The organism is Actinosynnema sp. NPDC023587 (assembly GCF_040640215.1).
Classification (GTDB): domain Bacteria; phylum Actinomycetota; class Actinomycetes; order Mycobacteriales; family Pseudonocardiaceae; genus Actinosynnema.
The window spans coordinates 864,207-880,102 of sequence record NZ_JBFABG010000001.1 but is presented as its reverse complement, the minus strand read 5'-3'; the positions used below and the strand labels follow the sequence as shown (position 1 = coordinate 880,102).

15 protein-coding genes are annotated in these 15,896 nt (G+C 73.5%); 11 read left to right on the top strand and 4 right to left on the bottom strand.

Annotated features, from left to right (window positions below; translation table 11 throughout):
• The first annotated feature begins 51 nt into the window (after window positions 1-51).
• Complete coding sequence (locus AB0G01_RS04405; protein ID WP_360939551.1) at window positions 52-1,227, top strand: AI-2E family transporter; 1,176 nt, start codon at window positions 52-54, stop codon at window positions 1,225-1,227.
• Window positions 1,228-1,270: 43 nt separating this feature from the next.
• Here AB0G01_RS04405 and AB0G01_RS04400 read toward each other — a convergent pair whose 3' ends face one another.
• Complete coding sequence (locus AB0G01_RS04400) at window positions 1,271-2,467, bottom strand: GGDEF domain-containing protein (RefSeq protein WP_360939549.1); 1,197 nt, start codon at window positions 2,465-2,467, stop codon at window positions 1,271-1,273.
• Window positions 2,468-2,670: 203 nt separating this feature from the next.
• Between AB0G01_RS04400 and AB0G01_RS04395 the strand changes: the two genes are divergently transcribed.
• The 9 genes from AB0G01_RS04395 to AB0G01_RS04355 all read left to right on the top strand — a co-directional run bounded on the left by AB0G01_RS04395 (window position 2,671) and on the right by AB0G01_RS04355 (window position 10,584).
• Window positions 2,671-3,777 (top strand): DUF5931 domain-containing protein, encoded by a 1,107-nt coding sequence (locus AB0G01_RS04395; RefSeq protein WP_360939547.1) that lies wholly within the window; start codon window positions 2,671-2,673, stop codon window positions 3,775-3,777.
• Complete coding sequence (locus AB0G01_RS04390; protein ID WP_360939545.1) at window positions 3,774-4,427, top strand: response regulator transcription factor; 654 nt, start codon at window positions 3,774-3,776, stop codon at window positions 4,425-4,427. The genes AB0G01_RS04395 and AB0G01_RS04390 overlap by 4 nt, the downstream gene beginning before the upstream one ends.
• A complete protein-coding gene (locus tag AB0G01_RS04385) occupies window positions 4,424-5,047 on the top strand; it encodes a DUF1707 domain-containing protein (RefSeq protein ID WP_360939543.1) in 624 nt (207 codons plus the stop codon). The genes AB0G01_RS04390 and AB0G01_RS04385 overlap by 4 nt, the downstream gene beginning before the upstream one ends.
• A gap of 87 nt (window positions 5,048-5,134) precedes the next feature.
• The gene (locus AB0G01_RS04380) at window positions 5,135-5,284 is read left to right on the top strand and encodes a hypothetical protein (protein ID WP_360939542.1); all 150 of its coding nucleotides are present in this window, start codon (window positions 5,135-5,137) and stop codon (window positions 5,282-5,284) included.
• 368 nt (window positions 5,285-5,652) lie between these two features.
• A complete protein-coding gene (locus AB0G01_RS04375) occupies window positions 5,653-7,116 on the top strand; it encodes an SDR family oxidoreductase (RefSeq protein ID WP_360939540.1) in 1,464 nt (487 codons plus the stop codon).
• Between the two features lie 36 nt (window positions 7,117-7,152).
• The gene (gene tdh / locus AB0G01_RS04370) at window positions 7,153-8,187 is read left to right on the top strand and encodes an L-threonine 3-dehydrogenase (RefSeq protein ID WP_360939538.1); all 1,035 of its coding nucleotides are present in this window, start codon (window positions 7,153-7,155) and stop codon (window positions 8,185-8,187) included.
• A complete protein-coding gene (locus tag AB0G01_RS04365; RefSeq protein ID WP_360939536.1) occupies window positions 8,188-9,378 on the top strand; it encodes a glycine C-acetyltransferase in 1,191 nt (396 codons plus the stop codon).
• A 28-nt stretch (window positions 9,379-9,406) separates the two neighbouring features.
• Window positions 9,407-10,276, top strand: coding sequence for a LysR family transcriptional regulator (locus tag AB0G01_RS04360; RefSeq protein ID WP_360939534.1), 870 nt, complete (start codon window positions 9,407-9,409; stop codon window positions 10,274-10,276).
• 146 nt (window positions 10,277-10,422) lie between these two features.
• A complete protein-coding gene (locus AB0G01_RS04355; protein ID WP_360939532.1) occupies window positions 10,423-10,584 on the top strand; it encodes a hypothetical protein in 162 nt (53 codons plus the stop codon).
• A gap of 247 nt (window positions 10,585-10,831) precedes the next feature.
• On the opposite strand, the gene ptsP is transcribed toward AB0G01_RS04355, so the two are convergent.
• From ptsP to AB0G01_RS04340, 3 genes are all read right to left on the bottom strand, one after another.
• Window positions 10,832-12,463 carry a phosphoenolpyruvate--protein phosphotransferase gene (gene ptsP, locus AB0G01_RS04350; protein ID WP_360939530.1) on the bottom strand — a complete coding sequence of 544 codons (1,632 nt, stop codon included), beginning with the start codon at window positions 12,461-12,463 and terminating at the stop codon, window positions 10,832-10,834.
• Window positions 12,464-12,527: 64 nt separating this feature from the next.
• Window positions 12,528-12,698, bottom strand: coding sequence for a hypothetical protein (locus AB0G01_RS04345; protein ID WP_360939528.1), 171 nt, complete (start codon window positions 12,696-12,698; stop codon window positions 12,528-12,530).
• Window positions 12,695-13,561, bottom strand: coding sequence for a ribokinase (locus AB0G01_RS04340; protein WP_360939526.1), 867 nt, complete (start codon window positions 13,559-13,561; stop codon window positions 12,695-12,697). Before AB0G01_RS04340 ends, AB0G01_RS04345 begins: the two co-directional genes overlap by 4 nt.
• A gap of 172 nt (window positions 13,562-13,733) precedes the next feature.
• Between AB0G01_RS04340 and AB0G01_RS04335 the strand changes: the two genes are divergently transcribed.
• Window positions 13,734-15,764 (top strand): DUF2339 domain-containing protein, encoded by a 2,031-nt coding sequence (locus AB0G01_RS04335; protein WP_360939524.1) that lies wholly within the window; start codon window positions 13,734-13,736, stop codon window positions 15,762-15,764.
• The last annotated feature ends 132 nt before the right edge of the window (window positions 15,765-15,896 follow it).

Genomic DNA, 15,896 nt, shown 5'->3' with positions numbered 1-15,896 from the left:
GTCGGCGGTGTGTTCGACCTGCCACGGGCCCAACCGGGTTACGGTGGCCCGGTGACGGGGAGTGAGTCGGAGATCAGTGCTCGGGTGCCACGGCTGTTGAGGATCAGCGCGGCGTTGAGCTGGCGGTTCGTCGCGGTGGTCGCCGCGTTGTACGTGGTCGGCATGGTGGTGGGGTACCTGACCACGATCGTGATCCCGGCGGGGATCGCGCTGCTGCTGGCGGCGCTGCTGTCACCCGCCGTGGCGCAGTTGGTGCGGGTCGGCGTGCCCCGGGGGCTGGCCACCGGTCTGGTGCTGATCGGCGGGATCGCCGTGGTGGGCGGGGTGCTGACGTTCGTCATCACCGAGTTCTCCAACGGCCTGCCGGAACTCCAGAAGCAGGTCAACGCGAGCCTCGACACCATCAGCGACTGGCTGCACGACGACCTGCACCTGAGCGACCTCCAGGTGCAGCAGTACCTGGACAAGGCGCTCCAGACGCTGAAAGACAACCAGGCGCAGATCACGTCCAGCGCGCTGACCACGGCGGCGACCGTGGGCGAGCTGCTGACCGGGCTGATCCTCGCGCTGTTCACGCTCATCTTCTTCCTGCACGACGGCGACGGGATCTGGCGGTTCCTGGTCCGCGCGGTGCCCCGGGACGTGCGCGACCGGGCGGACGTGGCCGGGCGGCGCGGGTTCGCGTCCCTGGTGTCGTACGTGCGGGCGACCGCGCTGGTGGCGGTGGTCGACGCGGTCGGTGTCGGCATCGGCCTGTGGATCGTGGGCGTGCCGCTGGTCGTGCCGCTGTCCGCGCTGGTCTTCCTCGGCGCGTTCATCCCGATCATCGGCGCGGTGATCACCGGCGCGGTGTCGGTGCTGGTGGCCCTGGTGGCGGTCGGGCCGGTGGCGGCGCTGGTCGTGCTGGCCATCCTGATCGGCGTGATGCAGTTGGAGAGCCACGTGCTCCAACCGCTGTTGCTGGGCCGCGCGGTCAAGCTGCACCCGCTGGCCGTGGTGCTGGCGATCACCGCCGGGTTGGTCGTGGGCGGCATCGCCGGCGCGCTGCTGTCCGTGCCGCTGCTGGCGGTGCTGAACTCGGGCATCCGGTCGCTGCTGTCGGACTCGGACAGGGCGGTCGCGCCGAAGAGCGTCGACGTCCTGGAACCCCAGGAGAGCGGCCCGCCGGACACCGGCGGGGACCGCGTGGACGACCTGGGCGACGAGGACGGCGGGAAGCGGGGCTGACGCCCGGCCCGGACGACGGCTCGGCCGGCGGTCCGGGGGCGGTTCAGGCCATCTCCACCAGGTTGCGGCCGTAGCCCTTCGCGGCCAGGAGTGCGGAGTCGGCGGCGACCAGCAGGTTCGGCAGCTCGTAGCCGAACCGCTGGGTCGTCGACACGCCGATGCTCACGGTCAGGCCGGTGAGCAGGTGCTCCCGGCCGTCCGTGCCGACCGTGGTGACCGCGAGGTCCGCCACCGCGTGCCGCAGCCGCTGGGCCACGGACCGGGCGATCGCGGGTTCGGCGTCGGGCAGGAGCACGACGAACTCCTCACCGCCGAACCGCCCCACCAGGTCCCCCCGGCGGACCGTGCCGGACAGCAGCACGGCGATCGCGCTCAGCGCGGCGTCGCCCGCCAGGTGCCCGATCCGGTCGTTGACCCGCTTGAAGTGGTCCAGGTCGAGCAGCATCACGGCCACCGGCCGGCTCCGGGAGCGGGCCTTGGCCAGCTCGTACCGCGCGCGGCCGTCCCAGTGCACGGCGTTGGCCAGGCCGGTCTTCGCGTCGCGTTGCGCGGACCTGCGCCACTGCGGCAACTGCGCCGCGCGCTCCAGCAGGGCCATCGGCGCGGCGGCCATCAGGGCGTGCACGGGGGTCGTCGCGGCCACGAACCCCATCAGGCCGCCGATGCTCACCGCGACGATCCCCAGCACGGCGTCGATCGGCTCGCCGAGGACCTCCTCCGCCGTGGCGCGGGGGCTGCGCAGCTTCAGCCCGGCCGAGATCAGCGCCGCCCGCACCACCAGCAGGGCGGTCGCGCCGAGCACCACCACCCCCAGGTCCCGGGTCGGGTCGTCCCAGCCGATCAGGTACCGGGTGCCGAACACCGCGAGCGCCGTCGCGGACAGCGTGAACACCCAGCGGTGCGACTCGGGGCGCTGCGCCAGCACGCCGTGCAGCGCGGGGCCGAACAGCAGCAGGACGAGCAGGTTGCACGGCAGGACGATCACGCCGGCGGTGAGGTAGCACAGGTGCGCGGCCCAGGGGTTGTGCTCCGACTCGCCCGTCCGGTGGTTGAGGATGGAGCTGCCGATGATCACCGCACCGGCGGTGCCGGCGATCACGCCGAACCGCGCGACCTCGGCCGGGCCGGGCTGCGGGGACGCGGCGATCACGTACACGACCACCGCGAGGGCGAGGGCGTCGACGAGCAGCCAGTAGGCCAGGGTGGCGCGCTTCAGCGTCCACAGTGGCCACTCTCGCACGCTCAGCCCACCCCCCGCGTGGTAGGAGTCGAATCGCGCGGTGTTGCCGGGTGGTCACACCCGGTAGTGCTGGCCAGCCTTCCACACCCGGCGGTCGTGGAACAGACGGCCACCTGGGGGTTAGCCACGCCACCCCGGCACGGCAAACTCAGCGGTGAAGGGAGCACACCGTGCACACAAATGCCGCCCAGGCGGGTCCACCGGTGATCGAGGACCCCGTCGAGCACCTCTGGCGGGGAACCGTGGCGCTACGCATCGTGACGTTCGCGTTCGCCCTGGGCAACGTGGTCGTGCACCGCGACACCTACGCCCGGCCGTGGCTCGCGTGGACCGTGATCGGGGCGATGGCGGTCTGGTCGGTGTTCACGATCCGCGCCTACAGCCGGGAGTCCGGCCGGCGGCCCTGGGTCGTGTCCGCCGACCTGGTGGTCGCGTGCGGTCTCATGGCCCTGTCGTTGCCGATCATGACCGACACCCAGTTCCTCTACAACGTCCCGCTCATCACGACCATCTGGGCGTGCGTCCCGGCGGTGGCCGCGGGCGCGCTCGGCGGCCAGGTCCCAGGCGCGCTGGCGGGCCTGGTGGTCGGGCTGAGCACGTACCTGATCCGGCGCGAACTGACCGTGGACCTGGTGCGGGACGTGGTGCTGCTGGCGGGCGCGGGCCTGCTGGTAGGCATGGCGTCGAGCACCGCCCGGCGGGCGTCGGTGCGGCTGTCGCAGGCGTTGCGGACCGAGGCGGCGACGGCGGAGCGCGAACGCCTGGCCCGGTCCATCCACGACGGTGTGCTCCAGGTCCTGGCCCGGGTCCGCAAACGCGGTCTGGAACTGGGCGGTGAGGCCGCCGAGCTGGCCGAGCTCGCCGGCGAGCAGGAGGTGGCGCTGCGGTCGCTGGTGGCCGCCGCGCCGACCGAGTCGACAGTGGACGGTGACGCGGACCTCCGGCCGGCGCTGCAACTGCTGGCGACCCCCCGGGTGCAGGTGGCCACCCCCGCCACCCAGGTGATGCTGCCCGCCGCGACCGCGTTCGAGCTGACCGCCGTGGTGCGCGAGGCGTTGTCCAACGTGGACAAGCACGGCGACGGCGCGCGGGCCTGGGTGTTGTTGGAGGACCTGGGGGAAGAGGTGGTGCTCAGCGTGCGCGACGACGGTCCCGGCATCCCGGACGGGCGGTTGGCGTCGGCCGAGGCCGAGGGCCGGATGGGCATCGCCCAGTCGATCCGGGGCCGGGTCGAGGCGTTGCGTGGCACGCTGGAGCTGCAAACCGGCCCGGGGGAGGGCACGGAGTGGGAGGTGCGGGTCTACCGATGAGCGTTTCCGTGATGGTGGTCGACGACCACCCGCTGTGGCGCGACGGTGTCGCGCGGGACCTGGCCGAGCGCGGGTTCGAGGTGGTCGCGACGGCGGGCGACGCGGCCTCGGCCGTGCGCATCGCCCGCGCCGTGCGGCCCGACGTGGTGCTGATGGACCTCAACCTGGGCGAGCAGTCCGGGGTCGAGGCGACGACGATGATCACCGGCTCGCTGGCCGGCACCAGGGTGCTGGTGCTGTCCGCGAGCGGCGAGCACGACGACGTGCTGGAGGCGGTGAAGGCCGGCGCGTCCGGGTACCTGGTGAAGTCGGCGTCGGCGGACGAGCTGGTCGAGGCGGTCAACCGCACGGCCGCCGGCGACGCCGTGTTCACCGCCGGCCTGGCCGGGCTGGTGCTCGGCGAGTACCGGCGGATGGCGGCGACGCCGGACGAGGACAAGCCGCAGCTCACCGAGCGGGAGACCGAGGTGCTGCGGCTGGTCGCGAAGGGCCTGACGGCCCGCCAGATCGCGAACCGGCTGGTGATCTCGCACCGGACGGTGGAGAACCACGTGCAGTCCACCCTGCGCAAGCTGCAACTGCACAACCGCGTCGAGCTGGCGCGCTACGCGATCGAGCACGGGCTCGACGTCGAACCGGAGGCGACATGACCGATCCGAGGCAGTGGCGGGTGTCCGACGCCGAACGCGAGCACGTGGTGGGGGTGTTGCAGAAGGCCATCGGGCGCGGGCTGCTGACGTTGGACGAGTTCACCGAGCGGACCGACCAGGCGTTGGCGGCGCGGACCCGGGAAGACCTGAACGTCGTGCTGCTCGACCTGACCGGTGTGGTGAGCACCGAAGAGCGGCAGTTCGCGGCGGCGCACGACCTGGCGTGGGCGTCCGTGCCGGGGTCCGCGCAGGGGTCCGCGCAGGGGTCCGCGCAGGTCGAGCTGAAGTCGACGTTCTCGTCGGTGTCCCGGAAGGGGGCGTGGGTCGTACCGCGCACGCTGGTGGTGCGCAACCGGCTGGGGTCGACGGACCTGGACTTCCGCGAGGCGACCATCCCGCACGCGGTGGTGGACATCGAGCTGGACGTGCTGGCCGGGTCGGTGAAGCTGCTGCTGCCGCACGGGGCGTCGGTGGACGCGAACGACGTGCAGTTGACGGCGGGATCGGTGAAGGACAAGGTCGGCGGGACCGGCGGGCGTCCGCACTTCGTGCTGCGCGGGAACCTGACCGGCGGGTCGCTGGAGATCAAGACGAAGGGCAAGTGGTTCCGGAACGCGTGACGCGGACCGGGGACGAGGTCCGGCTCCGGGAGGTCGTCCACCCGCCGCGATCGGCGGCGGGTACCGGGCGGGTGCCGGAACGGTCGGGTGCTGGTGGAAGTCGAGGGCGGTCCAGAGTTCAGGTTTCGAGATGACGGCCACGACCGCACTCCTCCGACCGGTGTCGCCCAGCGGTTCGGCTGGTACGGCGTCGGCAAGCTCGAAGCCACCAAGCTCCACGAGTTCGCACCGGTGTGACAGGGGGAGCACCACGTGATCGGGACGCCCTTAACGTTGCTGCGCCTGAACGTCCCGGCGCACACGACCGCGTACGTGGAGGTCCAACCGACGCCGACTGCCTGGACCACCCGGGGGAGACCGACGTCTGCTCGTCGGCGTTCGACCAGCTTCGCGGGACGGCGTTGGACGACCGGACGGCTGCGAAGGTATTGGTTTGTCGGATCAGCGCACTCAAGTGGCGCACGTGGCGGACGCCGTCCCGCCCACCGTCAGGTCGTACGCGGTGACCGCCGCCTCGGGTTGGGACACCGCTTCGCGATCGCCAGGACGACCACCCGCACCACGCCTGTCGTGCGCGAACGGTCCCGCACCCCGAGGATCGGGGTATGCGTTGCCTTGTCACCGGTGCGACCGGGTACCTCGGCGGGCGGTTGGTGCCGCGCCTGTTGGCCGAGGGCCACGAAGTGCGTTGTCTGGTGCGGGAGCCCGGGAAGCTCCGGGACGTCCCCTGGGCCGGCGACGTCGAGGTGGCCCGGGGGGACGTGCTGGACGCCGCCACGCTGCCCGCCGCGATGGACGGCGTCGACGTCGTGCACTACCTCGTCCACTCGTTGAACCACGCCGACTTCGCCGACGCCGACCGGCGGGCCGCCGAGAACACCGCGCGCGCCGCCGAGGAGGCCCGCGTCAAGCGGATCGTCTACCTGGGCGGACTGCACCCGCCGGGGGTCGAGCTCTCCCCGCACCTGGCCTCGCGCAAGGAGGTCGGGGACGTCTTCCTGGCCTCCGACGTGCCAGCCGTGGTGTTCCAGGCGGCGGTGATCATCGGGTCCGGGTCGGCCAGCTTCGAGATGCTGCGCTACCTGTCCGAGCGCCTGCCGGTGATGATCGCCCCGCGCTGGGTGCACAACCGCATCCAGCCCATCGCGGTCCGGGACGTGCTGCGGTACCTGGTGGAGGCGGTGGGCCTGCCGGACGGGATCAACCGCACGTTCGACGTCGGCGGCCCGGACGTGCTGACCTACGAGGACATGATGGTGCGGTACGCGCGGGTCGCCCGCCTGCTCCCGCGCAAGGTCGTCGGGGTGCCGTTCCTGACGCCCAGGCTGTCATCACATTGGGTAAACCTCATCACGCCCGTCCCGCGTTCGATCGCCGCGCCGCTGATCGAGTCGCTGGTGCACGAGGTGGTCTGCCGCGAGGACGACATCCGCCGGCTGCTGCCCGGCCCGGTCACCGGCTACGACCGCGCGGTGGAGCTCGCGCTGGCCAAGATCATGAACGCCGACGTGGAGACCCGCTGGTCGGGCGCGTCGATCCCGGGCGCACCCTCCGACCCGCTGCCGTCCGACCCGGACTGGTCCGGCGGTTCGTCCTACGCGGACGTCCGGGAGCAGGCGACGACGGCCACCCCGGAGCAGCTCTGGGCGGTCGTGGAGGGCATCGGCGGCGAGCACGGCTGGTACTCGTTCCCGCTGGCCTGGGCCGTGCGGGGGTGGCTGGACCGGCTGGCCGGCGGGGTCGGGCTGCGGCGCGGCCGGCGGGACCCGCGCCGGCTGCACGTCGGCGAGGCGCTGGACTGGTGGCGGGTGGAGGAGATCGAGCGCGGCAAGCTCCTCCGGCTCCGGGCCGAGATGCGGGTGCCGGGGCTGGCCTGGCTGGAGCTCCAGGTGGCGGACGACGGCCACGGCGGGTCCGCCTACCGCCAGCGCGCGGTGTTCGTGCCGCGCGGGCTGGCCGGGCACCTCTACTGGTGGGCGGTCTGGCCGTTCCACGGGCTCGTGTTCGGCGGCATGGTCCGGAACATCACCAGTGAAGCGGAGCTTACAAGCGAGTTCAGAAAGTCCTGATGGACTGCACAAGCCCGACGGGAGCACACTGCCGCCATGAAGGCACTGGTCAAGGCGACCGCCGGGCCGGGACTGTCCCTCCAGGACGTTCCCGATCCCACCCCCGGCCCCGCCGAGGTGGTCGTGCGGGTGCTGCGCACCGGCATCTGCGGCACCGACCTGCACATCGACTCGTGGGACGACTGGGCCGCGCGGAACGTCCGAGCGCCCCTGGTCCTGGGCCACGAGTTCGTCGGCGAGGTGGTCGAGACCGGGCCTTCGGTCACCGGCGTCGAGGTCGGTGACCTGGTCAGCGGCGAGGGCCACCTGGTCTGCGGCACGTGCCGCAACTGCAAGGCCGGCCGCCGCCACCTCTGCGCGCACACCCGGGGCCTCGGCGTGCACAGCGACGGCGCGTTCGCCGAGTACGTCGTGCTGCCCGAGCAGAACGCCTGGGTGCACCGCACGCCCGTCGACTTGGACGTGGCCGCGATCTTCGACCCGTTCGGCAACGCCGTGCACACCGCGCTGTCCTTCCCGGTCATCGGCGAGGACGTGCTGATCACCGGCGCGGGTCCGATCGGCATCATGGCCGCCGCCGTCGCCAAGCACGCGGGCGCGCGCAACGTCGTCATCACCGACGTCAGCGCCCACCGGCTGGACATCGCCCGCAAGGTGGGCGTGGACCTCGCGCTGAACGTCGCCGAGCGCACCATCGCCGAGGCGCAGCTCGAACTGGGCATGTCCGAGGGCTTCGACGTCGGCATGGAGATGTCCGGTCAGCCGGTGGCGCTCCAGGACATGATCGGCAACATGGCCCACGGCGGCCGGATCGCGATCCTGGGCCTGCCCGCCGGCGGGTTCCCCGTGGACTGGAGCAGCGTCGTGCTGAAGATGCTGCACCTCAAGGGGATCTACGGCCGGGAGATGTTCGAGACCTGGTACTCGATGTCCGTGCTGCTCCAGCGCGACCTCGACCTGACCCCGGTGATCACGCACCGGTTCGACCACACCGAGCACGAAGAGGCGTTCGCCACCGCGCGCGAAGGCAAGTGCGGCAAGGTCATCCTCGACTGGACGGGAGCTCACTGAATGTACGGCGCGATGCGCGACGACCTGCGTACCGGCCTGGACGAGATCCGCGCGGCGGGTCTCTACAAGGCGGAACGGGTGATCGCCACCCCGCAGAGCGCGGCCGTCCGGGTCGGCGCGGGCGACGAGGTGCTGAACTTCTGCGCCAACAACTACCTGGGCCTGGCCGACCACCCGACGCTGGTCGGGGCGGCCAAGGACGCGCTGGACCGCTGGGGTTTCGGCATGGCGTCCGTGCGCTTCATCTGCGGCACGCAGGAACCGCACAAGGAGCTGGAGCGGCGGCTCTCGGAGTTCCTCGGGACCGAGGACACCATCCTCTACAGCTCGTGCTTCGACGCCAACGGCGGTCTGTTCGAGACGCTGACCGGCGCGGAGGACGCGATCATCTCCGACGAGCTCAACCACGCGTCGATCATCGACGGCGTGCGGCTGTCCAAGGCCCGCCGGCTGCGCTACGAGAACCGCGACCTGGACGACCTGGAGCGGCAGCTCAAGGACGCCGCCGACGCCCGGTACCGGCTGATCGCCACCGACGGCGTGTTCTCGATGGACGGTTACCTGGCCCCGCTGGACGGGATCTGCGAGCTGGCCGACCGCTACGACGCGCTGGTCGTGGTCGACGACTCGCACGCCGTCGGCTTCACCGGACCGACCGGGCGCGGCACGCCGGAGCTGTTCGGCGTGCAGGACCGGGTGGACGTCGTGACCGGCACGCTCGGCAAGGCGCTGGGCGGGGCGAGCGGCGGCTACACCTCCGGCCGCGCGGAGATCGTGGAGATGCTGCGCCAGCGGTCGCGGCCGTACCTGTTCTCGAACTCGCTCGCGCCGGCCATCACCGCCGCCGCGATCGCCACCCTGGACCTGCTCGACTCGTCCAGCGAGCTGCTCACCCGGTTGAGGGACAACACGGCGCTGTTCCGGGAGCGGATGACCGCCGAGGGCTTCGACCTGCTGCCCGGCGAGCACCCGATCATCCCGGTGATGATCGGCGACGCGGCCGAGGCGTCCCGGATGGCGGACCTGCTGCTGGAGCAGGGGATCTACGTCATCGGCTTCTCGTACCCGGTGGTGCCGCACGGCAAGGCGCGGATTCGCACCCAGATGTCGGCGGCGCACTCGACGGACGACGTGCACCGCGCGGTGGACGCGTTCGTCGCGGCGCGCGCGATCATGCGGGACGCGGGCTGACCGGCCTCCGAGGCCGGGCACCGGGCGGGTGATCGACCCCCGACGGCTGCGCGTGCTCCGGGCGCTGGCCGACCACGGCACGGTGACCGCCGCCGCGCGGGCGCTGCACCTGACGCCCTCGGCGGTGTCGCAACAACTGGCGGCGCTGGAGTCGGAGGTGGGCCAGGAGCTGCTGCGCCGGCGCGGCCGGCGGGTGTCGCTGACCTCGGCGGGCGAGCTGCTGGTGCGCCACGCGAACGCGGTGGCCGCCGAGCTGGAGCGCGCCCAGGCGACGTTGGCCGGGCTCGCGGGGGGCACGGCGGGCCTGGTCGAGGTGGGCAGCTTCGCGTCGGCGATCACGCTCGTCGTCGCGCCGGCGCTGGCCGTGCTGCGGGCGTCCGCGCCGGACGTGGTGGTGCGGGTCCGGGACGTGGAGGGGGACGCGTCGGTGCCGCTGCTGCTCGACGGCGAGATCGACCTGGCGATCACCGAGGAGTACCGGCCCCGGCGCGACGACGGCAGGTTGACCCGGTTCCCGCTGTACACCGAGCCGTTCGACGTGGTGCTCCCGCCCGGCCACCGGCTGGCCGACGGTGGAGCGGTCGACCTGCGGCGGCTGTCCGAGGACGACTGGGTGGCCACGCCGCCCGGCAACCCGGTGCGCGACGTGGTGGAGCTGGCCTGCGGCGAGGCCGGCTTCGCACCGCGGATCACCCAGACGTCCAACGACTTCAGCGCGATCGGCGCGCTGGTCGCCGCCGGCGCGGGCGTGGCGCTGGTGCCCCGGCACGCGCTGCGCGGCGTCCCGGTCCGGGGCACGGCCCCGCTGCGCCGGGTGTTCGCGGCGGTCCGGAAGGGCGCGGAGGACCACCCGGTGATCCGCCTGGTCTGCGAGACGCTGGCCGCCCGGTCCGGCTGACCGCGCGCCCGGCTGACCGCCCGGTCGGGTTACGTCTGGCGCTGCCGGCATAAGCACAGGTCACACGGTGGCGTGACGACCCTGGCGCGACCTCGGCGGGCCGCGCATCGTGGGAGTCGGCAGACCTACAACACGGGGAGAAAACCATGGCAGAGCACCACGCACCGACACCGGGGGACAGTGCGCGGAACGCCTCGCCGGCGCTGCAACCGGACGCGCCGACCGGGACCGAGCAGAACGAACCGCCACCCGCCGGCGGAGTGCCCACCGAACAGGTCGAGGTGGTGAAGCTCCTGAACGACGAGTGACCCCGCAGCGACGAGTGACCCGCGCGCACGTTCTCGCGCTGACCGCTCACCCACCAGCAGCGCCGCACCCAGCAGCACCGCACCACCAGGGCCGCACCAGCAGCGTGAGCCGGTACGCCGCACCCAGCAGCGCCGCACCAACGCGCCGCACCAGCAGCGTGAGCCGGTGCGGCGGTCGGGGACGGTCAGGGGAGGTCGGCTGGTCCGGAGTGGAGGGTGCGTGGTGGGTCGTGCGTGTGCGGCGTGGCTAGTGGGGTGCGCGGGCGGCGAGCTTCGCCGAGGCCGGGTCCGCCGCCGCCAGTGCGCCGCGTGCGGCGAGCTGGCACACGTCGTAGCTGGTCGTGGCCAGTTTCGCGCCGACGCCCGCCAGCGCGGTGTGGTTCATGGACAGGCTGGTCACGCCCAGCCCGGTCAGCACGCAGGCCAGCAGCGGGTCGGCCGCCGCCTCGCCGCAGACGCCGACCGGCTTGCCGAGTTCCGTGCCGGCCTCGCCGACGAGCTTGATCAGCCGGAGCAGGGCGGGCTGCCACGGGTCGTTCAGCGCGGCGACCGCGCCCACCTGGCGGTCCGCCGCGAACACGTACTGGGCCAGGTCGTTCGTGCCCAGGGACACGAAGTCGACCACGGCCAGGATCTCGCGGGCGGCCAGGGCCGCCGCCGGGATCTCGATCATCACGCCGACCCGGTCGAGGCCGGCCTTGCGGGCGCGTTCCACGAACCACGCGGCCTCGGCGGCGGTCGCGACCATCGGGGCCATCACGGACACGTCCGCGCCGCTGTCCCCGGCGGCGAGCGCGATCGCCTCCAACTGCCGGTCCAGCAGCTCGGGCCGGTCGAACGCCACGCGCAACCCGCGCACGCCCAGCGCCGGGTTCGGCTCGGGGTCGGGCTCCAGGAACGCCAGCGGCTTGTCCGCGCCCGCGTCGAGGGTGCGGACCACGACGGGCTTGCCGGCGAACGGCGCGAGCACCGCCGCGTAGGCCGTGCGCTGCTCCTCGACGGTCGGTTCGGCGGTGGCGGACAGGAAGCAGAACTCGGTGCGGAACAGGCCGACGCCCTCCGCGCCGCCGGCGGCGGCGGCCTCGGCGTCGCCCGGCGAGCCGACGTTGCCGAGCACCTTCACCCGGTGGCCGTCGCGCAGCACCCCGACACCGTTCCACTCGGCCTTCTCGCCGGTGTTCGCGGCGACGACGGTGCCGTCCGACTCCTGGACGACGCCCGTGTCGCCGTCCACGGACAGCGCGCCGGCGTCCAGCGCGAGCACGCCGCGACACGCCACGACGGCCGGGATGCCCAGCGAACGGGCCAGGATCGCGGTGTGCGAGGTGGGGCCGCCCTCCTCGGTGACCAGGGCGAGCACCTTGGCCGGGTCGAGGCCGGCGGTGTCGGCGGGCGCGAGGTCGCGAGCCACCAGGACGCTCGGGGACGACAGCTCCGGCACACCGGGGGCGGGCACGCCGAGCAGCTCGGCGACCAACCGGTCGCGCACGTCCTGCACGTCGCGGGCGCGCTCGGCCAGGTAGCCGCCGGCGGACTCCAGCGCGGTGATGAACCCGGCCGCCGCCTGGTGCACGGCGCGCGCGGCGGGCAGCGACTCGTCCGCCACCAGCTTCTCGGCCTGCGAGAGCAGCGCCGGGTCGGCGGCCATCGCGGCGGTGGTCTCCAGGACGGCCTTGGCGTCGCCGGTCACCTGGGCGGCGCGGGCGACGAGGCGCTCGACGACCAGGTCCGCCGCCGGGCGGATGCGGGCGGCCTCGGCGGCCACGTCGTCGGGGGCCGGTGTGGACGGTGGTTCACCCAGCGGTTCGGACACTCGCACCACGGGCCCGGAAGCCCTCCCGGAACTGACTCCGACACCGCTCAGCCGCGCGCTCGACATGGTCTAGACCATACCCTTCGGGTCGACGGGACGTGAACAGCCAACGCCACTTGCGGCAACTCCGCTACCGCGCGAAACCCGCCCACGACCCGTGCGCCGGGGAGCCGGCCCGCACCCGGTCGGCAGGGACGCCGCAGCGCGGCAGGACGTCGGCGTCCGGCCCGGCCTCGTCGGCGTGCCCCAGCCGGGCCGGTCCGGCGTTCGGCGCGGCGTGCCGGATGCCCGACCGCTTCACGCCAGCACCTCCTCCGGCCCGGGGTACGACGGCTGCGCGCCGGGCTTGGTCACCGACGTCGCCGCCACCCGCGCCGCGTACCGGGCCGCGTCGACGAGCGGTTCGCCCGCCGCGAGGCCCGCCGCCAGCGCGCCCGCGAACGCGTCGCCCGCGCCGGTGGTGTCGACCGGCGTCACGGCCGGCGCGGGCACCTCGACCACGCCCTCCGAAGTCACCACGGCCGCGCCGCGCGCGCCCAGCGTGACCACGACCGAGCGCGGACCGAGGTCCAGCAGGCCCTCGAACGAGTCGGCGAGCTCCAGCGCCTCGTGCTCGTTGACGATCAGCGGGTCCAGCAGCGCCAGCGTCGCCGGCGGGACGCCGGTCACCGGGGACAGGTTCAGCACCGGCCGCACCCCGCGTGAGGCCGCTACCGCGATCCCGTGCACGACGGTCGCCAACGGGACTTCCAGCGAGCACACCAGGACCGTGACGCCGTCCCAGGACAGGGCGTCCACATCGGACTCCGACACGTCCGAGTTCGCGCCCGGCGCGACGACGATCGAGTTCTCGCCGTCCGGCGTCACGGTGATGTAGGCCAGCCCGGTCGGCCGGTCCGAGGTGCGGACCAGGTCGGTCCGCACCCCCGCCGCACCGAGGGACCGCACGAGCAGCTCCCCGTACTGGTCCGGCCCCACCGCGCCGACCAGCGCGACCTCGCACCCCAGCCGGCCGGCGGCGGCGGCCGTGTTGGCCCCCTTGCCGCCGGGCAGCACCGACGTGTCGCCGCCGAGGACCGTCTCCCCGCCGCCGGGGCGGCGGGGCACCGGGACGACGAGGTCCGCGTTGGCCGAGCCCAGCACCAGTACCGTCACTTCTCGCACACCGCCGTCCTCCGGTTCGGCCACGCGCCGAGCGCCATCTCGTGGTCCGCGAACACTCCCTTGATACCGGACGGCTCGCACCTCCTCGGTTACCCGGCCGTGACCTCTTCGGTACGCGCCTTTGAGTAGAGGTACGGATTCGGACGCACCCGTTTGCGTCGAGTCTGGTCACATGACTGGACCGGACCCCCTGACGAGGCTCGCGGACGAGCTCGGCCACCTCGGTCGTCGACTGGAAGCGGTCGGCTTGGAGCTGCGGGCCGTCCGCACCCACCCGGCGGACACCACCGCGCCACCCGAGCCCGCCCCGGTCCCGTCCACCGCCGCCACCCCGACCCAGCCGCCTGCCGCGCTCGCCGGGCCGACGACGACACAGACGCCGACACCAACGCAGACGCCGCAGACGCAGACGCCGGTGTCGACGCCGACCATGGCCGCGCCCACGGTCACGCCCCCGTGGGCCGGTGCGACCGGGTCCGGCTACGGGCAGCCCGCCTACCCGCCGCCCGGCCGGCCCCACCAGGCCGCATTCCACACCGCACCCCACGCCGCGCCCTGGCCGATGCCGCAGCACGCGCCGCAGAACGCGCCGCAGCCGACGCCGCAGCACGCGCCGCCGATGCCGTGGGGCGGTCCTCCGCAACTGCCGCCGCCCCCGCCGGGCCCCACCCTGTTCGACCGGCTGAGCAAGCCCGGCGCGGGCAGCAAGCTGCTGGCCTGGGTCGGCGGTGCGGTCACCCTGCTCGGCGTGGTGATGCTGCTGGTCCTCGCCGTCCAGCGGGGCTACCTCGGCCCGGTGCCGAGGGTGGTCGGCGGCGCGCTGCTCGGCGCGGCGCTGATCGGGACCGCGCTGCGGCTGCACCGCACGGAGACCGCGCGCACCGGCGCGTTCGCGGTGGCCGCCACCGGTGTCGCGGTGCTGTACCTGGACGTCGTCGCGGCCACCTCGATCTACGAGTACCTGCCCGAGGGAGCCGGTCTGGCGGCCGGGCTGGCGGTCGCGGCCGGCGGTCTGCTGCTCGCCCTGCGGTGGAACTCGGTCGCGTTCGCGGTCGGCGTGGTCGGCGCGGGCGCGGTGTGCGCACCCGTGGTGACCCAGGGGTTCACGCCGCTGCTGGTGGCGTTCCTGCTGGTGCTGAAGGTGGCCGCGAGTCCCGTGCATCTCAAGCGGAACTGGCCGGCGCTGGCCGTCACCGCCGGCGTGCCGCCGCTGCTCGCGACCGTGCTCACCATCGGCCGGACGGACGGCCAAGCGGTCCTGGCCGGGGTGGCGCTGGCCGCCGCCGTGGTCGGCGTGGCGTCGGCGGTGCTCACCGCCCGAATCCGGCCGGACGACCGGACGGCGCTCGGCCTGGCGATCGGCTCGCCGCTGCCCGCCCTGCTGACCACGGCCGTCCTGGACCGGACCTGGGCCACCGGGCTGGCCGCGGTGATCGCCGTGCTGATGCTCGCGCTGTGGGTGTTCGGCCGGCGGTCGCTGCCCAAGCCGTTCGCCGCGGGCGTGGCGGGTGTCGGGGTGTTCGCGCTGTTCGTCACCACGACGGTGGCGCTCGACGCGAGTCCCCGCGCGGTGGTCGTGCTGGGTGAGGCGCTGGTGCTGGCGGTCGTGGCCACCCGGTTGCACTCGCGCGGGTCGCTGCTCGGTTCGGCGCTGTTCGGCGGCGTCGGGTTCGTGCTGGCGGTGGCGCACGTGGTGCCGCTGCGGCTGCTGCTCGTCCAGCAGGCCGACCTGATCGGCACCGGTCGGCTGGTCACCGGGCTGCTGACCTCGGCGGTCCTGCTGGTGCTGGCGGTCGTGCTGCCCTGGGCCGCGGTGCGGCTCGGCGTGCTCGACCGGCACCCGCTGCCGTGGATCGGGATCGGCCTGGTCGTGCTCTACGCGGCGGCCGGCGTGGTGATGTGCGGCGCGCTGTCGGTGTCGCAGACCACGACGGGCTTCCTGTTCGGCCACGCGGTCGTCACCGTGTCGTGGACCCTCGCCGCGCTGGTGCTGCTGGTCCGGGGCATCGACGTCCGGCCGCTGCGGGTCGCCGGGCTGGTCCTGGTGGGTGCCGCGGTGGCCAAGCTGCTGCTCTTCGACCTGTCCGCGCTCGACGGCATCGCCCGCGTGCTGGCGTTCATCGGGGCGGGTCTCGTCCTGCTGACGGCGGGCACCCGTTACGCCAAGCTGGTGGCAACCCGACGAATTTCGGCGATTTCGTAGCACTCGGGAGCCAAAATCCCCCACCTTGCGTCAACCTGGTGGTAGTTCTACGTCGGCGGGGGTTCAGACCACCGGTGCAGCGCACCGGCAGGAGTCCGGCGTCGGTCGTTTCGCCCCCCGAGCGACCGGCGT